The organism is Mediterraneibacter sp. 210702-DFI.5.30, assembly GCF_020560115.1.
GTDB lineage: Bacteria > Bacillota > Clostridia > Lachnospirales > Lachnospiraceae > Mediterraneibacter > Mediterraneibacter faecis.
Genome location: NZ_JAJCME010000013.1, coordinates 66,327 through 88,425 on the forward strand (window position 1 = coordinate 66,327; position 22,099 = coordinate 88,425).

Here is a 22,099-nt window from a genome sequence, read left to right on the forward strand (position 1 = left end):
GATGATTAATGCAGTAGGAAGAGAAATCCCGGAAGAAATACTCGAAAAAACCGGGAAAGAAGTATTTCAGGGAGTACATCATTTTGACGGTTATACATACCGCAAACATGGTCCTCTGACAACCAGTGTGATCAACTCCAACGGAAGCAAGCTGGTGGACAGCATCCACGATGTCCTTGTAAAATGTGGAATTAAAGACGGAATGACGGTCAGCTTCCATCATCATTTCCGTGAGGGTGATTATGTAGTCAACATGGTAATGAAAGAAATCCATGATATGGGAATCAAGGACATTACGATATGTGCAAGCTCTCTTGGAAAAGCTCATGATCCGATTGTGCCATATATTGAAGATGGAACGATCACAAATATCTATTCTTCTGGAGTAAGGGGGAAAATCGGAGAGGCAATTTCCCATGGAAAACTGAAAGGACTCGCAGTGATGCAGTCCCACGGTGGTCGTGTCCGTTCCCTTGTAACAGGAGAAAATCAGATCGATATTGCATTTATCGGAGCACCAACTTGTGATGATTATGGAAACTGCCGTGGAATCGGTGGTAAGAGCGACTGTGGTGTGTTATCTTATGCAATGGTTGACGCACTGCATGCAAATAAAGTCGTAGCAATCACAGACTGCCTTGTTCCATTTCCGAACTTCCCGGCGCATATCAGTATGACAAGAGTCGATTACGTGGTGGAAGTGGATGCAATCGGAGATCCGAAGAAAATTGCCACAGGAGCAGCAAAACCAACCACAGATCAGAGAAAACTGATGATGGCAGATTATTGTACAAAATTTGTAGTAAATTCTCCGTATTTTAAGGATGGATTCTCTTATCAGACCGGAGTCGGTGGTGCATCCATTGCTTCTACAATCTCTCTTGCCAAGGAAATGAAAGAGAAAAACGTCCGTATGCGTTTTGGAGTCGGTGGGCTTACAAAGCCAATGTGTGATCTACTGATCAACGATCAGGTAGACTGCCTGCTCGATACCCAGGACTTTGATCTGGCAGCGGTAGAATCTGTAAAAAATCTGAAGCATTTCAGAATTAGTGCAGGTCAGTATGCAGATCCGTTTAATAAAGGAGCTGTTGTAAATAAGCTTGATTTTGTTATTCTTGCGGCACTGGAAGTGGATGTGAACTTTAACTGTAATGTTGTTGTGGGATCTGATGGAATGATCACAGGAGCCCAGGGAGGACATCCTGATACTGCAGCAGGTGCCAAGTGTGCAATTGTGATCGCACCGCTTCTTCAGGGAAGGACTCCAGCAATTTGTACCGATGTTACAACAGTAACAACACCGGGAGAAAGTGTAGATGTAGTTATTACAGATTATGGTATTGCGATTAACCCGAGACGCCAGGATCTGATCGAAGCCATGAAGGATGTAGATCTTCCATTTAAGACAATTGAGGAACTTCGTGATATTGCATACTCTATCGCAGGAGAACCGGAAAAAGTCCAGTTTGGTGACCGCGTGGTAGGAATTATTGAGAGCCGTGATGGAACAATCATGGATGTTGTCCGTGAAGTGAAAGAATTTGAATTCTCAGAGGCTGCAAAATGAATGGAAATCAGTCGGTTGAACCGGTAGTTTGTCCTGTTGCTGTTGAAATCGGGACGAAAGCCTGGAGCGCCTTGCTGGAAGAAGTTTATACAACTCCAAAACCGGGATTGGTAGATGTGTATTCAAACGGAGCACACACGGATATGGATCTCCACACATTTGAAAAGAGTGCGGAAGCACTGCGGCCTTATTTTATCCGTATGGCTGAACAGGGATATTTGCTGCAATGTTCCCCGGAAGATTTGTTTCATGAGATCAGAAAAACAGGGATTCTGGCGGAAACTGCCATGTATCAGGCAACTGGTGGAGTGAATACACACAAGGGTCTGATTTTTACGTTGGGAATCTTCTGTGCAGCCGCCGGAAGATGTGCGGCATCTGGAAAGAATTCTTATACTCTTTCTGATTTGTTCCAGATGCAGAGAGAAATGACATCAAATGTCCTGAAAAAGGAAATTTCTGAGATTAATGCCAGAACGGCATCAAGTAATGGAGAGAAAAATCTGATTCAGTATGGCACTGCGGGCATCCGTGGGGAAGCGGTCCAGGGTTATCCAGCCATAATAACTCTGGCTTTGCCAACGCTTCTTGAAGGGATTGCAGCAAATCATGACTGGAACCGGGTGAAACTCCAGACTCTGTTGACATTGATGAGCAAAGTAGAGGACTCCAATATTCTTGCCAGACATAATCAGGAGACGCTTCGGGCAGTCCATCAGGAGGCAGGAGAGTTTCTGAAAAATGGAGGTGCTTACAGGGAGAATGCCCTGTACGAGCTATGCCAGATGGACGCAGATTATATTTGCAGAAATATTAGTGCAGGTGGCTGTGCGGATCTTCTGGCAGCCGGAATCTTTTTTGTGCTGCTGATGAATGGAATTGCAAAGTAAAACTATAGAATAAATCTAAAAAGCTAGTGGAAAAGATGTAAAGCACTCTTTCCGCTGGCTTTTCTTGTATTTATGGTTGAAATCGGATATACTAGAGACTGGTAAAATGATTTATACCGCATCGCATGCGGTTCCCCATAACAGAAAGAAAACAGGCAGGAGAAAAAGAATGAGTATATATGATTTGAATGCATATGAAGTGCTCCAGACAGAAGATTTATCTGATCTGAAGTCAAAGGGGACACTTCTGAAGCATAAGAAAAGCGGAGCACGAGTGCTTCTTATGGAAAATGATGATGAGAACAAGGTGTTTACAATTGGATTCCGTACACCACCGTCAGACAGTACAGGAGTTCCACACATTATGGAACATTCTGTTCTGTGCGGATCGAAAGAATTCCCGGTGAAGGATCCGTTTGTTGAGCTTGTGAAAGGTTCTCTGAATACATTTTTGAATGCGATGACTTATCCGGACAAGACAGTATATCCGGTGGCAAGCTGCAATGACAAGGATTTCCAGAATCTGATGCATGTCTATATGGATGCGGTATTTTATCCGAATATCTATCAGCATGACAAGACATTCCGCCAGGAAGGATGGAGCTATAAGCTGGATGATCCAGATGGAGAGCTGACAATCAGCGGTGTTGTATACAACGAGATGAAAGGAGCATTCTCTTCTCCGGAAGGTGTGCTTGACCGCGTGGTTCTGAACTCTCTGTTCCCGGATAATACGTATTCCGTAGAGTCCGGTGGAGACCCGGAGGTGATTCCGGGACTTACTTATGAGCAATTTTTAAATTTCCATAGAAAGTATTATCATCCATCTAACAGCTATATTTATCTGTATGGTGATATGAATATGGAAGAGAAATTAAGATGGCTTGACGAGAAGTATTTGTCAGATTTTGAGAATGAACCGGTGGATTCAGAGATTCATCTGCAGAAGCCATTTACAGAGATGAAGGAAGTCGTTCAGGAGTATTCCATCGCAAGTGAAGAGAGTAAGGAGGATAACACCTATCTTTCTTATAATAAAGTGATTGGTACTACACTGGATGAGAAACTGTATCTGGCATTTGAGATTCTGGATTACGCACTTCTGTCCGCACCGGGCGCACCGCTGAAGAAAGCACTTCTGGATGCTGGGGTCGGCAAGGATATCTCAGGATCTTATGACAACGGAGTTTATCAGCCGATCTTCTCTGTGATTTCTAAGAATGCGAATGTAGAGCAGAAGGAAGAATTCGTTCGTGTAATTGAAGATACATTGAAAGATATTGTGAAAAATGGAATCAATAAGAAAGCACTTCGTGCCGGAATCAACTATCATGAATTCCGTTTCCGCGAGGCTGATTTCGGAAATTATCCGCGTGGATTGATGTATGGTCTTCAGTTGTTTGACAGCTGGCTGTATGATGAGACGAAACCATTTATCCACATGCAGGCAATTCCGACATTTGAATTCTTGAAAGAACAGGTGGAGACAGGATACTTTGAAGAACTGATCCAGAAATATCTCCTGGATAATACACATGGTTCTATCGTGATCATTAAGCCGGAGCGTGGACGTACTGCAAGAATGGATAAGGAACTTGCAGATAAGCTTCAGGCATACAAAGACAGTTTGTCAAAAGAAGAAATCGATGCACTTGTGAAAGCAACGAAAGAGTTGGAAGAATATCAGGAAGAAGAGTCGGCACCGGAAGATTTGGCGAAGATTCCTGTACTTGGACGCGAAGATATTTCCAGAGAGATTGCACCGATTTATAATAAAGAGCTTGAGACAAGCGGAGTGAAGCTGGTACACCATGAAGTTGAGACAAATGGAATTGGATACACAGCGCTTTTGTTTGACCTGTCCGGTATTCCGGAAGAGAAACTTCCATATATCAGCATTCTGCAGAGTGTGCTTGGAATTATTAATACAAAGAATTATGAATACAGTGAATTATTTAATGAGATCAATGTACACACAGGAGGAATCGGAACTTCTCTTGAGCTTTACACAGACGTAACAAAGGTAAAGGAGAAAGAATTCCGTGCGACATTTGAAATCAAAGGTAAAGCGCTGTATCCGAAGATGGATGTTCTGTTCTCTATGATGCGTGAGATTCTGATGGAATCTGATCTTGGGGATGAGAAGCGTCTAAAAGAGATCTTAGCAATGCTCAAATCTAGACTGCAGATGTCCTTCCTGTCATCCGGACATACGACAGCAGCCCTTCGCTCTCTGTCTTATACTTCACCGATGGCGAAGTTCAAAGATGATACAGATGGAATCGGTTACTATGAGGTTGTAAAGGAACTGGAGGAAAACTTTGAGGAGAAGAAAGCAGAACTGATTGCAAACTTAAGACAGATTGCACAGCAGATTTTCCGCAAGGATAATCTGATCATCAGTTATACTTCATCAGCGGATGGTCTTGCACCGATGGAAGAAGCATTTGCAAAGATTGCAGACACACTTCATACAGAGGAAAAGGAAGCAGAGACACCATGCATTCTTCATTGTGTAAAACGCAACGAGGGATTCAAGACATCTTCAAAAGTTCAGTATGTTGCAAGAACAGGTAACTTTATCGACCGTGGTGTTGAGTATACAGGAGCCCTTCAGATTCTGAAAGTCATCTTGAGCTATGATTATCTGTGGCAGAATGTCCGTGTGAAAGGCGGAGCTTACGGATGCATGAGCAGCTTCAATCGTATTGGAGAGGGATATCTGGTATCTTACCGTGACCCGAATCTGGAGAAGACAATGGAAATCTACGAAGGAGTTGTGGATTATCTGAAGAACTTCAATGTAGATGACAGAGACATGAACAAGTTTATTATCGGAACGATCAGTAATATCGATCGTCCGATGAATCCGGCAGCAAAGGGAAGCAGATCAATGAATCTTTATATGAACCATGTATCTGCTGAGATGATCAGGGAAGAGAGAAATCAGATCCTTGATGCACAGCAGTCAGACATCCGTGCACTTGCCGATGTACTTCAAGCATTACTTGATGCACATGAACTTTGCGTGATCGGAAGTGAAGAGAAGATTGAGGAGCAGAAAGAGATGTTCCTTGAAATAAAGACACTTTAAGATGGAAAAAGAAAGGAAAAAGCATGCAGGATAATTTTAAATCAGGATTTGTCACACTGATCGGAAGACCAAATGTTGGAAAATCTACTTTGATGAATCGTCTGATCGGACAGAAAATCGCGATCACATCAAATAAACCACAGACAACAAGAAACCGTATCCAGACTGTTCTGACAACAGAGGAAGGTCAGATTGTGTTCGTAGATACACCGGGAATTCACAAAGCAAAGAATAAACTTGGTGAGTATATGGTGAATATTGCAGAACGTTCTTTGAATGAAGTGGATGTTGTACTTTGGCTTGTAGAGCCATCTACATTTATCGGTGCAGGTGAGAAGCATATTATTGAGCAGTTAAAGAAGGTAAAGACACCGGTTATTCTTGTTATCAATAAAGTTGATATGGTGAAGAAGGAAGAGGTTCTTACTTTTATTGATGCATATCGCAAGGAATGTGATTTTGCAGAAATCGTTCCGGTATCTGCAAGAAGAGGCGATAATACGGATGAGCTTGTAAATGTAATTATGAAATATCTTCCATACGGACCGCAGTTCTATGATGAAGATACAATCACAGACCAGCCGGAGCGCCAGATCGTGGCAGAGATTATCCGCGAGAAAGCATTGCACAGCTTGAATGAGGAGATCCCTCATGGAATCGCAGTAGCAATCGATCAGATGAAGATGAACCACAAAGTGTGTCATATTGATGCTACAATCATCTGCGAGAGAGATTCCCATAAAGGGATCATCATCGGAAAGCAGGGAAGTATGCTGAAAAAAATCGGAAGTACTGCAAGATTTGAGATCGAGCGTTTGCTGGATTGCAAAGTAAATTTGAAGCTGTGGGTGAAGGTTCAGAAGAACTGGAGAGACAGTGATTATATGATGAAAAATTTTGGATACAGGGAAGACGAGATGTAAGCCTTGAAATGCATTTGCAGTAAATTCTGAAGATATTCTAAAGAAAAAAGTGCTGTTCCTTAAAGAATGGCACTTTTTTCTTTAATAAATGCCAAAGCCTATTGTTATTATGAAAAAGTGGGATACAATGATGATTGCGGGAATTGCATAGCAATGGAGCAATCCGGTTACATCATAAAATGGGAAAAGAATGGAGAAAACAAGAAGTGAGACAAAGGACAGGGGATTTGGACAGAAAGAGAATAATAGAAATCTTACTCCCGCCAGTAATTGTTTTTCTGGTGAATTCAGCTGTCTACTGGGGAGCACCGAGATTGACAGATACCGGTGAGTACCATAACCTGTCACTTGCATTAGATGCAAAGATCCCATTGATCCCGGCATTTATTCTTGTTTATTTTGGATGTTACATTTTCTGGGTGATTAATTATCTGCTTGTATCATTGCGGGAGGAAGAGATAAAATACAGATTCTTTACGGCTGATTTGTATGCAAGAATCATTTGTTTTCTGTTTTTTGTGTTTTATCCGACAACAAATGTAAGACCAGAACTTGTCGGAAACGGAATTTTTGTTCAGGGCATGCGTTTTTTATATCAGATTGATAAACCGGTGAATTTATTTCCATCAATCCATTGTATGGCAAGCTGGTTCTGTTGTATTGGAATCAGGGGAGATAAAAAAGTACCGGGGTGGTATAAGATCGTATCTGTAATGATCGCAGTGTTGGTCTTTGTTTCTACGCTTGTAACAAAACAGCATGTAATTGTGGATGTGATCGGTGGAGTTGCGGTAGCGGAGCTGACCTGGTTTGTGAGCTGCCGGACAAACGGATGGAAAATTTACAGAAATCTGGTTCGTAAAGCAGGAGGAGAAAATGGAAAATAAAAAGAAAATGATATTTAATGTACTTTTTCTCTTTCTTGTCTTTGCGGCAACAATCTATGGAGTATTCCATGGGGAGGATTTAAGTGAGATTGCAGAAATTCTGAAAACAGTGAATTCATACTGGTTGCTTCCGGGTGTTGCCTGTGTGATTATCTTTATCTGGGGAGAGTCAATTATTATATTTTATATGATGCATACGCTTGGTATTCATCTAAAGAAATGGAAATGTTTCTTGTTTTCCTCTGTAGGATTCTTTTTCAGCTGTATCACACCATCCGCAACAGGAGGACAGCCGGCGCAGATTTATTATATGAAGAAAGAGAAAATTCCAATCCCGGTATCAACGCTTGTATTGATGATTGTCACGATTACCTATAAAATGGTTCTCGTTGTGATCGGTCTTGGACTTATGATCTTCGGCAGGGGATTCATCAGAACACATATGTATAATATCCGTCATATTTTTTATCTTGGAACAGGCCTAAATGTATTTTGTGTGGCTTCTATGCTGCTCCTTGTATTTCATCCGGTGCTTGCGCGTTCTATTCTTGTAAAAGGGATGGAACTGCTGGAAAAAATGCATCTGATGCGATATAAAAGTACAAGAATTGAGAAACTGAATGCATCGATGGATCAGTATCATACAACAGCGGTTTATCTGAAAGATCATATAATGGTACTGGTCAATGTATTTGCAATCACATTATTTCAGAGGTTCGCACTGTTTACAGCAACCTGGTTTGTATATAAGGCATTTGGACTGTCCGGAACGAATGCATTCGTGATTATTCTTCTGCAGTCTGTGATTTCCGTTTCTGTGGATATGCTGCCACTGCCGGGGGGGATGGGAATCAGTGAAAAACTGTTTTCGATGATTTTTGAACCAGTTTTTGGAAGTGCACTTTTGATCCCGGGAATGATCTTAAGCAGAGGACTTGGATATTATACAGAATTATTGATCAGTGCAATTTTTACGATCGTGGCGAATTTTACAATAGGAAGAAACTTAAGGAAGAAAGCATAAATAAAAGGATGGTTATTCTGATAAGAATAAAAGCAAGGGGGAAATAAAATGTTAGGTGTTTATGATTACACAGTTATACTTACATATATCAGTCTGTGGATTTCAATTGGTGGGATGATGCTGTCATTGAATGGACATCTGGATCTTGCAGTATTGTGTCTTGCATTGTCTGGTCTGTGTGATATGTTTGATGGGAAGATTGCAAGAACAAAGAAGGATAGAACAGAAATAGAGAAACGTTTTGGAATCCAGATTGATTCACTGTGCGACATTGTCTGTTTTGGAGTTGGACCGGCGATCATCTGTTATTGTATGGGAATGAATGGGATTGTCGGTGTTCTTATTCTTATGTTTTATGTGTTGGCAGGATTGATCCGTCTGGCATGGTTTAATGTAACAGAAGAGTGCCGACAGGATGAGACAACAGAGAACAGAAAGTGTTATCAGGGATTGCCGATCACATCCATGTCGATCGCATTACCGATTCTTGTTGTGCTTCGCCCATTTTTGCACTGTGATTTCAGAATTGCACTGCATGCGATGGTTCTTCTTGTAGGACTTCTGTTTGTTATGGATTTCAAATTAAAAAAGCCGGGGAATAAGACACTTTCTGCATTAGTCGGAGTAGTAGCGGTTGCAGTAGTCTGGACATTGAGACGAAGATTCATGTAAGAGGAGAGATTATGATTTATGCAGACAGAAACGGAAACAGGATGGAGAAAACAACAGGGCAGGACAGATTCCTGGAATATATCTATGGACATACATTGACAAGAATGATGTTGAAACCATTGCTTGGATCCGGGGTATCCCGACTTGGCGGAAAAGTGCTGGACAGCAGAGTGTCCAGGCTGTTGATTCCATCGTTTGTCAGAAAGAATCAGATTGATCTGTCAATCTATGAAAAGAAACATTATTCTTCTTATAATGACTTTTTTACGCGTAAGATTTTAGTGGAGGAACGTCCGATTGACGGAAGAAAAGAAGTGCTGATCAGTCCTTGTGACGGGAAAGTGACAGTTTGTCCGATTCAAAGGGATGGACTTTTTCTTATCAAACAGACACAGTATACAGTCCGTAGTCTTCTGAAGGATGAAAAGCTTGCGAAACGCTATGAAGGTGGAACAGCTTATATAATCCGTCTCACGGTAGATGACTACCACAGATATTGTTATGTGGCAGATGGTGTGAAATCTGCACAGCGAAAGATCAGAGGAGTATTCCATACAGTAAATCCGGTGGCAAATGACTATGCTCCGATTTACAAGATGAATACAAGGGAATATTGTCTTGTACAGACAGAAGAACTGGGAACCGTTTTGCAGATGGAAGTCGGTGCTCTTATGGTTGGACGGATTAAGAATCATAAAAAGAAAGTATCTGTTGTACACCGGGGAGAAGAAAAAGGAATGTTCGAGTTTGGCGGGTCTACAGTCGTTCTTTTGACAGAGCCGGGAAAAGTGCAGACGGATGAAGATCTGGTGAGAAACAGTGCAACCGGTGCAGAGACATTGATAAAGATGGGGGAGAAAATTGGTGAAAAATGTCAGAAAGAACCGTTTTCGGGCGAGAACTGAGGATTTTCTATAGCTTTCTAAAATAAAGTGTGCTAAAATGGCTGTGTTTGTTGATGAAACACAGCCATTTTTTGCAAATATGCAGAGAAACTGTTACTGTTCACTCCCGTGTCAATCACTCCGCTGATTGACACAGAGGAGGCATGTTTTGGCTTGAATGCATCTCGCCTCATCGCCAAAGGCGATTTAAAATGGCGAGATGCGTTGCTGGTCGCACATCGTGTGAACAGTAACGAGAAACTTTTTCGTATCAATATGGAGATAAGACAGAGAGAAGGAGGAAAATTCAGGTGAAAAAGAGAAGAATACTTGCAGTTCTTTTGATTGTTGCACTTGCAGTTGCTTCTTTTTCCGGTTGTGGAAAGAAGAAAGAAAAGGAAGAGCCAAAGAAAGAGACAAAGCAGGTAGTGCAAAAGGAAGAAGAGCCGGAAGAAGTAGAAGAAGAGCCGGAAGTTAATCAGGAGACATTTGCTATTTTTGGAGTTGACTCCAGGGAAAATAATCTTGGTAAGGGAACAAGATCAGACTCCCTGATGGTGGTAAATGTAGATAATACAAATAAAAAAGTGTATATTGCTTCTGTCTATAGAGATTGTTATGTACAGATTGAAGGTCATGGTCTGGATAAGATCACACATGCACACTCTTTCGGAGGACCGGAGCTTGCAATGGATACATTAAATACAAACTTTGATCTGGATATTCAGAAATATATTACAGTTAACTTCATGAATGTTGCAGAACTGGTTGATGATATGGGTGGAATCGAGCAGGACATTACAGAAGAAGAAACAAAGTATATCAACGGTTATATTGATGAGCTTAATGGAATCAGGGGAACATCTTCTGCACACATTACAGAAGCCGGTACTTATACATTAGACGGAACACAGGCGGTTGCATTTAGCCGTATCCGTTATACAGAAGGAGGAGATTATAAGAGAAGTGAAAGACAGAGAACAGTTCTCTTTAAGATTTTCTCAAAAGCACAGGAGCTTGACAAAGCGAAAAAGATCGATATTGCCAAGAGCATGCTTGATAAAATTAATACAAATTATTTAGAGAGCGAAGTGCTTCGTCTTTTAAGTACAATCACAGAATACAAGGTGGAAGCAATGGATGCATTTCCAAAGGTATTCTATTCCGGTAAGATTGATGGTGTGTTCTATGAAGTTCCGGTTACACTGAATGACATGAGTACACAGATGCATACATTTTTGTATCCGACAGAAACGTATACACCTTCTGAGACAGTTCAGTCGATCAGTGCTCAGGAAAGCGCAGTAGCGCCGACAGCGAATAATGATTTTACACAGCAATAAGAGCATTTTAAACTGATTTTTGAAAAGAGTTGTGAGAAATAGAGGATAAGCTCGTTTTTTACAGCTCTTTTTTGTATATGAAAAAGTCATGTTCTGGTTACTGTTCTGATATAGAAAAACGTCTACTCGGGTTGCAATTACTTTCAATTTTATAAAATGTGTGTTATCCTAGCATTGGATGTTATTTGAACGTTTAACTAAGATAAGAAAAAGGTAGATAAGGGGTAAGAAATGAAATACGAGAAGATGAATAATCTCTTCCTGCGTCAGTCCTATCTGGATTCCTGGGAAGATTATGAAAGAAGTTTAAAGAAAAAAAGCTTTATCAAATGGGATTATATTATATTGACAGCATCAAATGAAGCACAGGCAACGGCTTATCGGAATCAGATCGAGAACCGTCTGGAAAAAGGTCTTCTTCCGGAAGAGACAACGTATGCGGTTCTTCCGGATCCGGAGGGAAAACGTGTGGGATCAGGAGGAGCTACATTTCAGGTGATGCGTTATATTGCAGAACAGGAACCGGAGAGAGAGAATCCTTTTAAGAATCGTAGAATTCTTGTGATTCATTCAGGTGGTGACAGCAAGAGAGTGCCGCAGTATTCTGCAATCGGCAAGCTTTTCTCACCGGTTCCAAGAGAATTGCCGGATGGAAGAAGTTCCACTTTGTTTGATGAGTTTATTGTAGGGATGTCAGGGGTTCCATCCAGGATTCAGGAAGGAATGCTTGTTTTGTCAGGTGATGTATTGCTTCTGTTTAATCCACTTCAGATTGATGCGCAGTTTGACGGAGCGGCAGCAATTTCCATTAAAGAGCCGGTAGCTACAGGAAAGAATCATGGCGTATTTCTGAATGACGGACATGATTATGTAAAGTGTTTTCTTCATAAACAGACAGAAGAGCGTCTGCGAGAGATGGGAGCTGTTAATAAAGCAGGAAATGTAGATCTTGATACAGGTGCGGTATTGTTTGGCAGCGCACTGTTGCAGGCACTGTTCCGTCTGATTTCAACAGAGGGCAAAGTAGACGAGAAGAAATTCCGTCAGTTTTGTAATGAAGAAGCAAGGATCAGCTTTTATGGAGACTTTTTATATCCGCTTGCAAATGATTCTACATTAGAAGATTTCTATAAAGAGGCAGCAGAAGGACAGCTCAATGAGGCACTGCATGAATGCAGGACACAGATCTGGAATGCGATCCATCATTTCTCAATGAAGCTGTTGTGTCTGTCACCGGCGGAATTTATTCATTTCGGAACAACAAGGGAATTGAGAAGTCTTGTAACAAAAGATGTGCAGGATTACGAGTTCCTGGATTGGAAGATGCAGGTGAATTCAGCAGTGCAAAAAGAAGGATTTGCAGCGCATAATGCTTATGTAGGAAGCCGTGCGAAGATAGGAAAAGAAGCATATCTGGAGAATTGTTATATTCTTGGCAATTCTGAGGTCGGCGACGGAACCGTTCTTTCCCATGTGCGCATTATGGACCGGAAGATTCCGGAACAGATTGTTATGCACGGAATTGAACTGACAGGTGGGAAAAAAGTAATCAGGATTTATGGTGTACCAGATAATCCGAAAGGAAAATATCCGGGAGAGGTTTCATTTCTCGGCACGACATTGAATCAGTTTATGGCTCAGAATAAAGTGACGAAAGAAGAACTCTGGAAAGGAGAAGAGACCTATCTGTGGTTTGCAGATCTTTATCCGGTGTGTGATGACTGGGAAGATGCACTTGATATGGCTGAAATCATTTACAAGATGGCACATGGTACTGCAACAAAAGAAGAGATTTCCAGATGGCGTGAGACTGAACGCATGAGCCTCTATTCCAGTTTTAATGCAGCAGATATTGAGGCATCCTGTGATCAGGAGAGGTTTCTTGAAAACCGTATTCTTGCAAGGTGTTTCATCAGAAAACTGGAGCAGGGAATGTATTATGCGGATGCACTCAAGATATTTGGAAAGCGTGGAATATCGAAAGAAATCTTTAAGTTACTGATGGAAGATGCGGCAGAAGCAGATTTCTCATTGAAGATTCGAATCTATCATGCAGTCTCCTGTTATATGAAAAAGACAAGAACGATTTATGATGATCTGCATTATGATGCACTTGAGAATGACTGTTTTGGAACAATCCAGGAGGTGATTTATGAAGAAGCAGAGAAGAAACTTCCGGATAGTGCAGGATATAGAATTGTAAAAGATCAGGTTGATATCGCCCTTCCGGTCCGCGTGAACTGGGGCGGAGGCTGGACGGATACACCACCACATTGTAATGAAAAGGGTGGAGTAGTTCTTAATGCTGCAATGAAATTAAGAGGAATCTATCCGGTACAGATCACGGTGAAGAGATTAGATGAGCTTCATGTGGAATTTGAAAGTAAGGATATCGGAGTCTATACAACGGTAGACAGTGCAGCTGAGATCCAGGATTGTCATAATCCATATGATTCATTTGCACTGCATAAAGCAGCTTTGATCGCCTGTGGAATTATCCCGGTCAGGGAAGAAGCAGATCTTCAGGAGATTTTAAAGCGGATGGGAGGAGGAATCTATCTTTCTACCCAGGTTTATGGAGTACCGAAAGGATCAGGACTTGGAACAAGCAGTATCTTATCAGGAGCGTGCGTAAAGGGAATCTTTGAATTTCTTGGTCAGGAGCGTACAGATGCAGAGATCTATGATGTTGTCCTTGGTATGGAGCAGATCATGAGTACCGGAGGCGGATGGCAGGATCAGGTTGGCGGACTGACAGAAGGAATTAAACTGATCTCAACAAAACCGGGGATTGCCCAGAATCTTGTTGTAGAGAAGATAGAAATGCCGGAAGAGGGAAAGAAAGAACTGAAAGAACGTTTCGCATTGATTTATACTGGTCAGAGGCGTCTCGCAAGAAATCTGCTGCGTGATGTGGTTGGTGGCTATATCGGAAGCAGACCAGAATCATTGAAGGCATTAAAGGAGATGAAGGCAATCGCCGTGTTAATGCGTTTTGCACTGGAGCAGGGAGATATTGACGAATTTGCTGAGCTTTTAAACCAACATTGGGAATTATCCTGTATGTTGGATGCCGGTACAACCAATACCTGTATCGATCAGATCCTTCTTGTATGTGAAGACCTGATCGATGGGAAGTTTATATCAGGAGCCGGTGGAGGCGGATTCATTCAGGTGATTCTAAAGAAAGATGTGACAAAGGAGCAGCTGCATGAACGTCTGCATGGCGTGTTCCAGGACAGTGGCGTAGATGTATGGGATTGCGAATTACTTGTTTAACGTATAAGTAAGACAAGAAATGAAATTTGACAAAGAATTTCTACATGGTATAATGAGCGAAAAAGAAAGCAGTATATCAGTTAGGAGTAGATTTTTGAAGAGCAATAAGAAAACGAATAGAGCGAAGAACAGGAAATTGACGATGATCTCATTTTTGCCGGCAATCATTTGGCTGATCCTTCTTCTGGTTTTGTCCAGCCAGAATGGACCACAGACAGCAGCAACCAGTCTGCCGATGGCAGAATGGATCCAACAGCACTTTTTTCCACAGGACAGTGTGGATTATGTGCATATGTATCTGAGAAAATGGGCACACTTTATCGTTTATTTCATAGAATCAGGATTATTGGTTCTGGCAATGAAGAATGTGATGAAAGCCTGGAAAGCGGCGTGTGCGGTATTCGGACTTTGTACGATCCTGGCAATTGCAGATGAGGCACACAAGGTTCTGATCGTAGGAAGACACTGTCAGTGGGATGAAGCAGGAATCAATATTGTCGGTGTGATCATGGGAGTGTTGCTGACCTGGAGTATTCTATGGCTGATTCGTTGGGCAAGGGGAACACTTGAAGATTAGAAGGAATATTTTCGCAGAAAGCTTCATATAATGACATCAGGAAGACAAGCGGTGAAAGGGGAAATCGAAAGGTGGTTCTTGGATATATTGTCTGTTTTCTCGGTGGTCTGATTCTGGGCGTAGTCCTTATGTGTTTGCTTCAGATAAAGAGATGATTTGTGAGAGAGGTTGAGAGGCCTCTCTTTTTTGTATATCAGGAAAGTGTTTTCATGATATACAAAAAATACTCCGTTTAGGATCTGCACAAATCCGAAAAAACACCCGTTGTTGTTTTACATAAACTTAACATTTGGTTGATTTCAGACTTTACATTTCTTACGTAACATATGTACTGTGCTTGAGGGAAGCATAAATGGCTGCAGAAAATAAAAAAAGAAAATGCAGTGGGATTAGAAATGTGTATGAAATGTAAAGGAGATAATTGACATGAAAATGAAAAAGTTTATAGCATTACTTACAGTAGCAGGTATGACAGCAACAATGGCAGTTGGATGTGGAAGTTCATCAAACGAAACTTCAGATAATGCAGCAGATACAAATACAGAGAGCAGTGACAGCTCATTAAGCGGAACAATCACAGCAGCCGGTTCATCAGCACTGAAACCACTTGCTGATGATGCAGCAGATTCGTTTCTAAATGATCATCCGGATGTATCTATCACAATCGATGCAGGCGGTTCAGGAGAAGGACTGAAGCAGGTATCAGAAGGAACTGTAGATATCGGTAACTCTGATGTGGCAGCAGAAGATAAACTGGATGAGACAGCAGCAAAAGAGCTTGTAGATCATCAGGTATGTGTTGTAACTATGGCACCGATCGTAAACAAAGATGTTGCAGAAGCAGGTGTTAAGAGTCTTACAAAAGAGCAGTTAATCTCCATCTTCACAGGAAAGACAACAAACTGGAAAGATGTTGGAGGACCGGATGAGGATATCGTTCTTGTAACACGTCCTGAGTCTTCAGGAACAAGAGCAACATTCCAGAAATATGCACTGGACGGAAACGAAGAAGCTTCTAACACATCCATGGAAACAGATGATTCCGGAGTTCTTCTTACAAATGTAAAGAGTACAAACGGAGCAATCGGTTATGTAGCACTTTCTTATCTGACAGGAGATGCAGGTGTTGAGACAGTAGCAATTGATGATGTTGAGCCAACACTTGAGAATACTTACAGCGGAAAATATCCTGTATGGACATTCGAGCATATGTACACAAAGGGTGAACCAAATGAAGTGACAAAAGCATTCCTTGATTATATCACAGGTGATGAATATGGCGCTCAGATGGAGAAACTTGGTTATGGTGTTGCATCTAAGATGACTGTAACAGAGCACTAATAGCATAAAGTGAAAAGCTATGAAATGTACTGTGTGTTCCGGGAAAAATCAGAACAGCAGTACATTTCACTGATAAAAGGTGAAAATATGAAGAAACAAAACATGTTTACAAAAGAGTATGCATGGAGAGGACTGATGACAGCGGGCGGTTTGCTTGTTATTGCCATCACAATCTGTATCGGAGCCTTTCTTATATATAAGGGATCCGGTACATTTACGATATTTGGTCATTCCATATTTGAATTCTTAGGATCGACAGACTGGAACCCGGAAGATAATGCACAGGGGGGTGGAACTGTCGGAGCATTGATCTTTATCGTGGGTTCTCTATGTACATGTGGTCTGGCACTTCTGATCGCGACTCCATTTGCAGTAGGTTCTGCAATCTTTATGATTGAGATCGCGCCGAAATTCGGAGAAAAGTTTTACAGACCAATCGTTGAAATTTTCGCAGGAATTCCATCAGTTGTTTATGGATGGGTTGGACTTACAGTCCTGATTCCGGCAATTAAGAAAGTATTTCATTTACAAGTTGGACATTCAGTTCTTGCGGCAGGGATTGTTTTGGCACTGATGATCTTCCCAACCATCAGTAATGTGGCAGCAGATTCCATTCATTCTGTGCCAAAAGATTACCGTATGGCAGCCTACGGACTGGGTTCTACAAGATGGCAGTCCATTTATAAAGTTGTCATTCCGGCAGCAGGTTCAGGAATTCTTTCAGGAATTATTCTCGGACTTGCGAGAGCATTCGGTGAGGCACTTGCGGTTGCAATGGTAATTGGACAGACAACAGCTCTTCCAAAGGGATTATTCTCCACAACAAAGAGTTTGACTACAGAAATCGCAGCACAGATGGGAAATGCAACGGAGGGCGGTGAGATGAAGACAGCACTCTGGACAATGGCATTGTTATTGTTCTTATTATCTCTGTTATTCATCCTGCTGATCCATTATTTTTCAAGACCGAAGAAAGACAAAGAGTAAGGGGGAGCAAATAGATGAATCGAGTACAACGTGCGCGTGGAATAAATCAAATAATGACCGGCGTGTTTTATCTGATCGCAGTGTTCTTCTTTACATTATTGATTGGATTTGCATCTTATGTAATTATCAAAGGATTTACAGGAGCAACACCGGAGATGTTTGCCTTTGCGAGAAAAGGAAGCATCGGAAACCAGTTGTTCAATACAATTTATCTAGTATTTATTTCGTTGTTATTCTCCATTCCGCTTGGAGTGACAGCCGGAATCTATTTGGCAATGTATGCGAAGAAAGGATTTCTTACAAAATTTCTAAGAATCTGTATTGAGACACTTTCTTCGCTTCCGTCCATTGTTGTTGGATTGTTTGGATATCTGGTATTTCTTGTGTTTTTCGGACTTGGAAAGAGTCTTCTCGCGGGAGCATTATCAGTTTCTATTCTGGCGATCCCAGTTATCACAACAACGACAGAGGACGCGATCAATGGTCTGCCGGGACATTACCTGCAGGCAAGTCTTGGACTTGGAGCAACAAGATGGCAGTCCATTTATCATGTGTTGATCCCGGCGTGTATCCCAAGAATCATGACAGGTGTCATCCTGGCAGCAGGAAGAGGATTTGGTGAGGCGGCAGCACTTCTGTATACAACAGGATCAGGAACAGATCTGCGCTGGAACAACTGGAATCTGACATCCCCAACCTGCCCGCTGAATATTTTCCGTCCGGCAGAGACATTGTCATTGCAGATCTGGGGACTTCAGATCAATGGACAGGATCCGAATCTTGCAAACCTGTCAGCAGCAATCCTGATGATTCTTGTTCTGCTGTTCAGCATTGGCGCAAATGCATTGAGCCGACACATTAATAAGAAGAATTCAGGAAACTAAAGACAGAAAATGAAAGAGGAAGCCAACTGATAATTTCTATGTCAATCATTTCGTTGACTGGCATGTAGAAAGGATAATTAATAAAAATGGAAGCAAAAAAAGCAAATGATTATAAATTTGATATCAGCCATCTGAATCTTCATTATGGAGACTTCCATGCACTCAAAGATGTGAATATGAAGATCGAGGCGAATAAGATCACTGCATTTATCGGACCTTCCGGATGTGGAAAATCTACATTTCTGAAGACACTGAACCGTATGAATGATCTGGTGGAAAATTGTAAGATTGATGGAAATGTTCTGCTCGACGGTAAGGACATTTTCAAGGAAATGGACGAGATCACACTGCGTCATCGTGTTGGAATGGTATTTCAGCAGCCAAATCCATTTCCAAAGAGTGTGTATGACAATGTGGCTTACGGACCGAGAATTGCCGGAATCAAGAAAAAATCTCAGCTGGATGAGATCGTTGAGCGAAGCCTTCGTCAGGCAGCGATTTGGGATGAACTCAAAGACCGTCTGAATAAAAGTGCGCTCGGACTTTCCGGTGGACAGCAGCAGAGACTTTGTATCGCAAGAACACTGGCAGTTGAGCCGGAAGTAATTCTGATGGATGAGCCGACATCCGCACTGGATCCAATCTCAACATCTAAGATTGAAGACCTTGCGATGGAACTGAAAAAAGATTATACTATCGTTATGGTAACGCATAATATGCAGCAGGCAGTCCGTGTATCGGATAACACAGCATTTTTCCTCTTAGGAGAAGTGATTGAGTATAATGACACTGAGAAATTGTTCTCCATTCCTGAAGATAAGAGAACAGAGGATTACATCACAGGGAGGTTTGGTTGATTTATGCGTAACAGATATGATATGCAGCTGCATCTTTTGGATACACAGCTTACACATATGGGTGAGTTGTGTGAAACAGCAATTGCAAAGGTAACTCAGGCATTAAAGGAAGGTAACACGGAACAGGCTAAGATTGTGATCAAAGAAGATGAAGAGATCGATCAGATTGAAAAAGATATCGAGAGACTTTGTCTGAAGCTTCTGCTCCAGCAGCAGCCGGTCGCAAGAGACCTCAGAAGAATCTCAGCAGCACTTAAGATGATCACAGATATGGAGCGAATCGGAGATCAGACTTCTGATATCGCAGAGATCATCATTTCATCCAAGTGGGAGAAGATGGATGAGAATCTTGACAAGCTGACAGCGATGGCAACAGGCGTAAGCAAAATGGTTCGCAACAGTGTAACAGCATATGTTGAGAAAGATCTGGAGCTTGCACGTACAGTCATGAATGATGATGATGAGATTGATGATTATTTTGATGAGATCCGGGATCAGATCATCCAGCTGATCCGTGAGGGTGATGGTCGTGATGGAAGAAAACTCTTTGATTTTATCATGGTTACAAAGTATCTTGAGCGAATCGGAGACCATGCGACAAATATTGCCGAGTGGGTAGAATTTGCAATTACCGGAGTGCATAAGGATAGTGCTGTAATGCATTAGAAGGAGAAAGAAATATATGATTTTTTGTGTAGAAGATGACGATAACATTCGCGAACTTGTAATCTACACTCTGGAGACAACCGGACTGGAAGCCAGAGGATTCGCAGACGGGACAGCATTTATGGAGGCTTTGGCGTTTGACACGCCAGAGCTTGTTTTGCTTGATATTATGCTTCCAGGGGAAGATGGACTTGAGATTCTTAAGAAACTGAAAAATTCATCAAAGACAAAGGATATCCCTGTGATCATGGTGACAGCGAAGGGGTCAGAGTATGATAAGGTAGTGGGATTGGATTCCGGTGCGGATGATTATGTGACGAAACCATTTGGTATGATGGAGCTGATTTCCAGAATCAAAGCAGTGCTTCGCAGAAGTGGAAAGCAACAGGATAAGACGAAACTTTCTGTTGGAGGAATCAGCTTAGATACGAAGAAACATGAAGTAAAAGTAGATGGCGAGCAAGTTGTGCTGACATTGAAGGAATTTGAACTTCTTGAGAAATTGATGCGCAATCAGGGAATCGTGCTGACAAGAGACCAGCTACTGACAGAGATCTGGGGATATGATTTTGATGGAGAGACGAGAACGGTTGATGTTCATATCCGGACACTCCGCCAGAAGTTAGGTGAGCAGGGCAGTCTGGTCAAGACAGTTCGTGGTGTTGGATATCGGATCGGTGGAGAAGCGTAATACAAGTCTGGAGGATATGAGAAAGTGAGAAAACGAATTCAGAAAAGCATGATGTTTATACTGATTGCAATTTTAGTTCCGATATATCTGATCATGTCTGTTGTTGTGTATCAGCGGAACCTGAAGATCCTTGAGGGTGAGATCAAACAGGAAGCAGCGTATATCAAACGGGCAGTCGATCTGTCAGGAACAGAGTATCTTGCACAGCTGGATGATGTGGATCAGGGAACGCGAGTGACGCTGATCGCATCTACGGGAGATGTTCTGTATGATTCCAGAAATGATGGAAGTACGATGGAGAATCATAAGACCAGAGCCGAAGTACAACAGGCTTTGAAGAATGGGACAGGCGAGAAGATCCGTATGTCAGATACCGTAAGCAAAGAATTGTATTATTATGCGGTTCTTCTGGATGATGGGAACGTTCTCCGTGTTTCAAAATCAATGGATAGTCTGATGTGGACTTCATTAAATATTTTGCCGGTGGTTATAGGGATTGGAATCATTGGACTTGTACTTGCCTGGTTTCTTGCAAAATGGCAGACAAACAGACTGATGGAACCTGTAATTCATCTGGATTTGGAAAACCCATTGGATAATGTTGTATATGAGGAGATGACCCCGCTTTTGGAAGCTATGGATAAGCAGAATAAAGAAAAAGAAGCTGTGGCCAATATGCGTAAAGAATTCTCTGCAAATGTATCCCATGAGCTGAAAACTCCGCTCACTTCGATTTCCGGATACGCAGAGATCATGATGAATGGACTCGTGCGTCCGGAGGATATTCCGAGATTTTCTGAGACAATTTATAAGGAGGCACGTCGGCTTTTGACATTGATTGAAGATATTATTAAAATATCAAAGCTAGATGACGAATCTGTTGAGCTTGAGAAAGAAGATGTAGATTTATTTGAACTGACGAGAGAAATTGTCAGTCGTCTTTCTCTTACAGCGGTTCAGCGGAATATTCATATGGAACTGACAGGAGAATCTGTGAAAATACATGGAATCCGTCAGATTCTGGATGAAATGATCTATAACATTACAGAAAATGCTGTAAAGTATAATAAAGAAAATGGAAATGTAACCATTTGGGTAGGAAATACACTGGAAGGACCGAAAGTCCGCGTGAGTGATACAGGGATCGGAATTCCAAAAGAACATCAGGATAGAATCTTTGAACGATTCTACAGAGTGGATAAGAGCCATTCGAAAGAACGGGGGGGAACAGGACTTGGACTGTCGATCGTGAAGCATGGAGCAATTCTGCACGGGGCGAAAGTTCAGGTGGATAGTGAGTACGGAAAAGGAACAAGAATGGAGATTATATTTCCTGAGAAATAAAATAGTGCTGTTTTACGCAGGAGAAGAGGAAGAAAACCTTCCTTTTCTTCTGCGTTTTTGCTTGAATCAAACAAGAGGTTGTGCTAGGATAGATATAACAAGTGGAAAATATCCCCTGCGGCTGATTTTACGTTACTGTTCACTCCCGTGTCAATCACTCCGCTGATTGACACGGAGGATGCGTGT

Annotated in this window: 18 protein-coding genes; all 18 read left to right on the plus strand. The window is 41.8% G+C overall.

Annotated features, from left to right (window positions below):
• Window position 1 precedes the first annotated feature (1 nt).
• The 18 genes from citF to LI126_RS12475 all read left to right on the plus strand — a co-directional run bounded on the left by citF (window position 2) and on the right by LI126_RS12475 (window position 21,913).
• Complete coding sequence (citF, locus tag LI126_RS12390; RefSeq protein ID WP_227165501.1) at window positions 2–1,570, plus strand: citrate lyase subunit alpha; 1,569 nt, start codon at window positions 2–4, stop codon at window positions 1,568–1,570.
• Window positions 1,567–2,460 (plus strand): triphosphoribosyl-dephospho-CoA synthase CitG, encoded by an 894-nt coding sequence (citG, locus tag LI126_RS12395; RefSeq protein WP_227165502.1) that lies wholly within the window; start codon window positions 1,567–1,569, stop codon window positions 2,458–2,460. The genes citF and citG overlap by 4 nt, the downstream gene beginning before the upstream one ends.
• A 169-nt stretch (window positions 2,461–2,629) precedes the next feature.
• Window positions 2,630–5,554 (plus strand): insulinase family protein, encoded by a 2,925-nt coding sequence (locus LI126_RS12400; protein ID WP_227165503.1) that lies wholly within the window; start codon window positions 2,630–2,632, stop codon window positions 5,552–5,554.
• Window positions 5,555–5,577: 23 nt separating this feature from the next.
• Window positions 5,578–6,477: a GTPase Era gene (gene era / locus LI126_RS12405; protein ID WP_015529342.1), complete on the plus strand. Its 900-nt coding sequence runs from the start codon at window positions 5,578–5,580 to the stop codon at window positions 6,475–6,477.
• A 134-nt stretch (window positions 6,478–6,611) separates the two neighbouring features.
• A complete protein-coding gene (locus LI126_RS12410) occupies window positions 6,612–7,364 on the plus strand; it encodes a phosphatase PAP2 family protein (protein ID WP_227165504.1) in 753 nt (250 codons plus the stop codon).
• Window positions 7,354–8,388, plus strand: coding sequence for a lysylphosphatidylglycerol synthase transmembrane domain-containing protein (locus LI126_RS12415; RefSeq protein ID WP_055172924.1), 1,035 nt, complete (start codon window positions 7,354–7,356; stop codon window positions 8,386–8,388). The genes LI126_RS12410 and LI126_RS12415 overlap by 11 nt, the downstream gene beginning before the upstream one ends.
• Window positions 8,389–8,436: 48 nt before the next feature.
• Window positions 8,437–9,060 (plus strand): CDP-alcohol phosphatidyltransferase family protein, encoded by a 624-nt coding sequence (locus LI126_RS12420; RefSeq protein ID WP_020435889.1) that lies wholly within the window; start codon window positions 8,437–8,439, stop codon window positions 9,058–9,060.
• A gap of 11 nt (window positions 9,061–9,071) precedes the next feature.
• The gene (locus tag LI126_RS12425) at window positions 9,072–9,965 is read left to right on the plus strand and encodes a phosphatidylserine decarboxylase (protein ID WP_117499064.1); all 894 of its coding nucleotides are present in this window, start codon (window positions 9,072–9,074) and stop codon (window positions 9,963–9,965) included.
• Window positions 9,966–10,255: 290 nt separating this feature from the next.
• Complete coding sequence (locus tag LI126_RS12430) at window positions 10,256–11,287, plus strand: LCP family protein (RefSeq protein WP_227165505.1); 1,032 nt, start codon at window positions 10,256–10,258, stop codon at window positions 11,285–11,287.
• Window positions 11,288–11,518: 231 nt separating this feature from the next.
• Window positions 11,519–14,566 (plus strand): fucose pyrophosphorylase domain-containing protein, encoded by a 3,048-nt coding sequence (locus tag LI126_RS12435; protein WP_227165506.1) that lies wholly within the window; start codon window positions 11,519–11,521, stop codon window positions 14,564–14,566.
• A gap of 94 nt (window positions 14,567–14,660) precedes the next feature.
• Window positions 14,661–15,143 (plus strand): VanZ family protein, encoded by a 483-nt coding sequence (locus tag LI126_RS12440; protein WP_227165507.1) that lies wholly within the window; start codon window positions 14,661–14,663, stop codon window positions 15,141–15,143.
• Between the two features lie 426 nt (window positions 15,144–15,569).
• The gene (locus LI126_RS12445) at window positions 15,570–16,484 is read left to right on the plus strand and encodes a phosphate ABC transporter substrate-binding protein (RefSeq protein ID WP_054753785.1); all 915 of its coding nucleotides are present in this window, start codon (window positions 15,570–15,572) and stop codon (window positions 16,482–16,484) included.
• 87 nt (window positions 16,485–16,571) lie between these two features.
• A complete protein-coding gene (gene pstC, locus LI126_RS12450; RefSeq protein ID WP_020435884.1) occupies window positions 16,572–17,471 on the plus strand; it encodes a phosphate ABC transporter permease subunit PstC in 900 nt (299 codons plus the stop codon).
• 14 nt (window positions 17,472–17,485) lie between these two features.
• Window positions 17,486–18,355, plus strand: a complete 870-nt coding sequence (pstA, locus tag LI126_RS12455; RefSeq protein ID WP_015529352.1) for a phosphate ABC transporter permease PstA — start codon at window positions 17,486–17,488, stop codon at window positions 18,353–18,355.
• An 86-nt stretch (window positions 18,356–18,441) separates the two neighbouring features.
• Entirely contained in the window at window positions 18,442–19,212 is a 771-nt protein-coding gene (gene pstB / locus LI126_RS12460; protein ID WP_015529353.1) for a phosphate ABC transporter ATP-binding protein PstB, read from the plus strand.
• 3 nt (window positions 19,213–19,215) lie between these two features.
• Window positions 19,216–19,878, plus strand: a complete 663-nt coding sequence (gene phoU, locus LI126_RS12465) for a phosphate signaling complex protein PhoU (RefSeq protein WP_020435883.1) — start codon at window positions 19,216–19,218, stop codon at window positions 19,876–19,878.
• Between the two features lie 16 nt (window positions 19,879–19,894).
• Window positions 19,895–20,569, plus strand: coding sequence for a winged helix-turn-helix domain-containing protein (locus LI126_RS12470; protein WP_015529355.1), 675 nt, complete (start codon window positions 19,895–19,897; stop codon window positions 20,567–20,569).
• 24 nt (window positions 20,570–20,593) lie between these two features.
• The gene (locus LI126_RS12475; protein ID WP_227165508.1) at window positions 20,594–21,913 is read left to right on the plus strand and encodes a sensor histidine kinase; all 1,320 of its coding nucleotides are present in this window, start codon (window positions 20,594–20,596) and stop codon (window positions 21,911–21,913) included.
• Window positions 21,914–22,099: the final 186 nt, after the last annotated feature.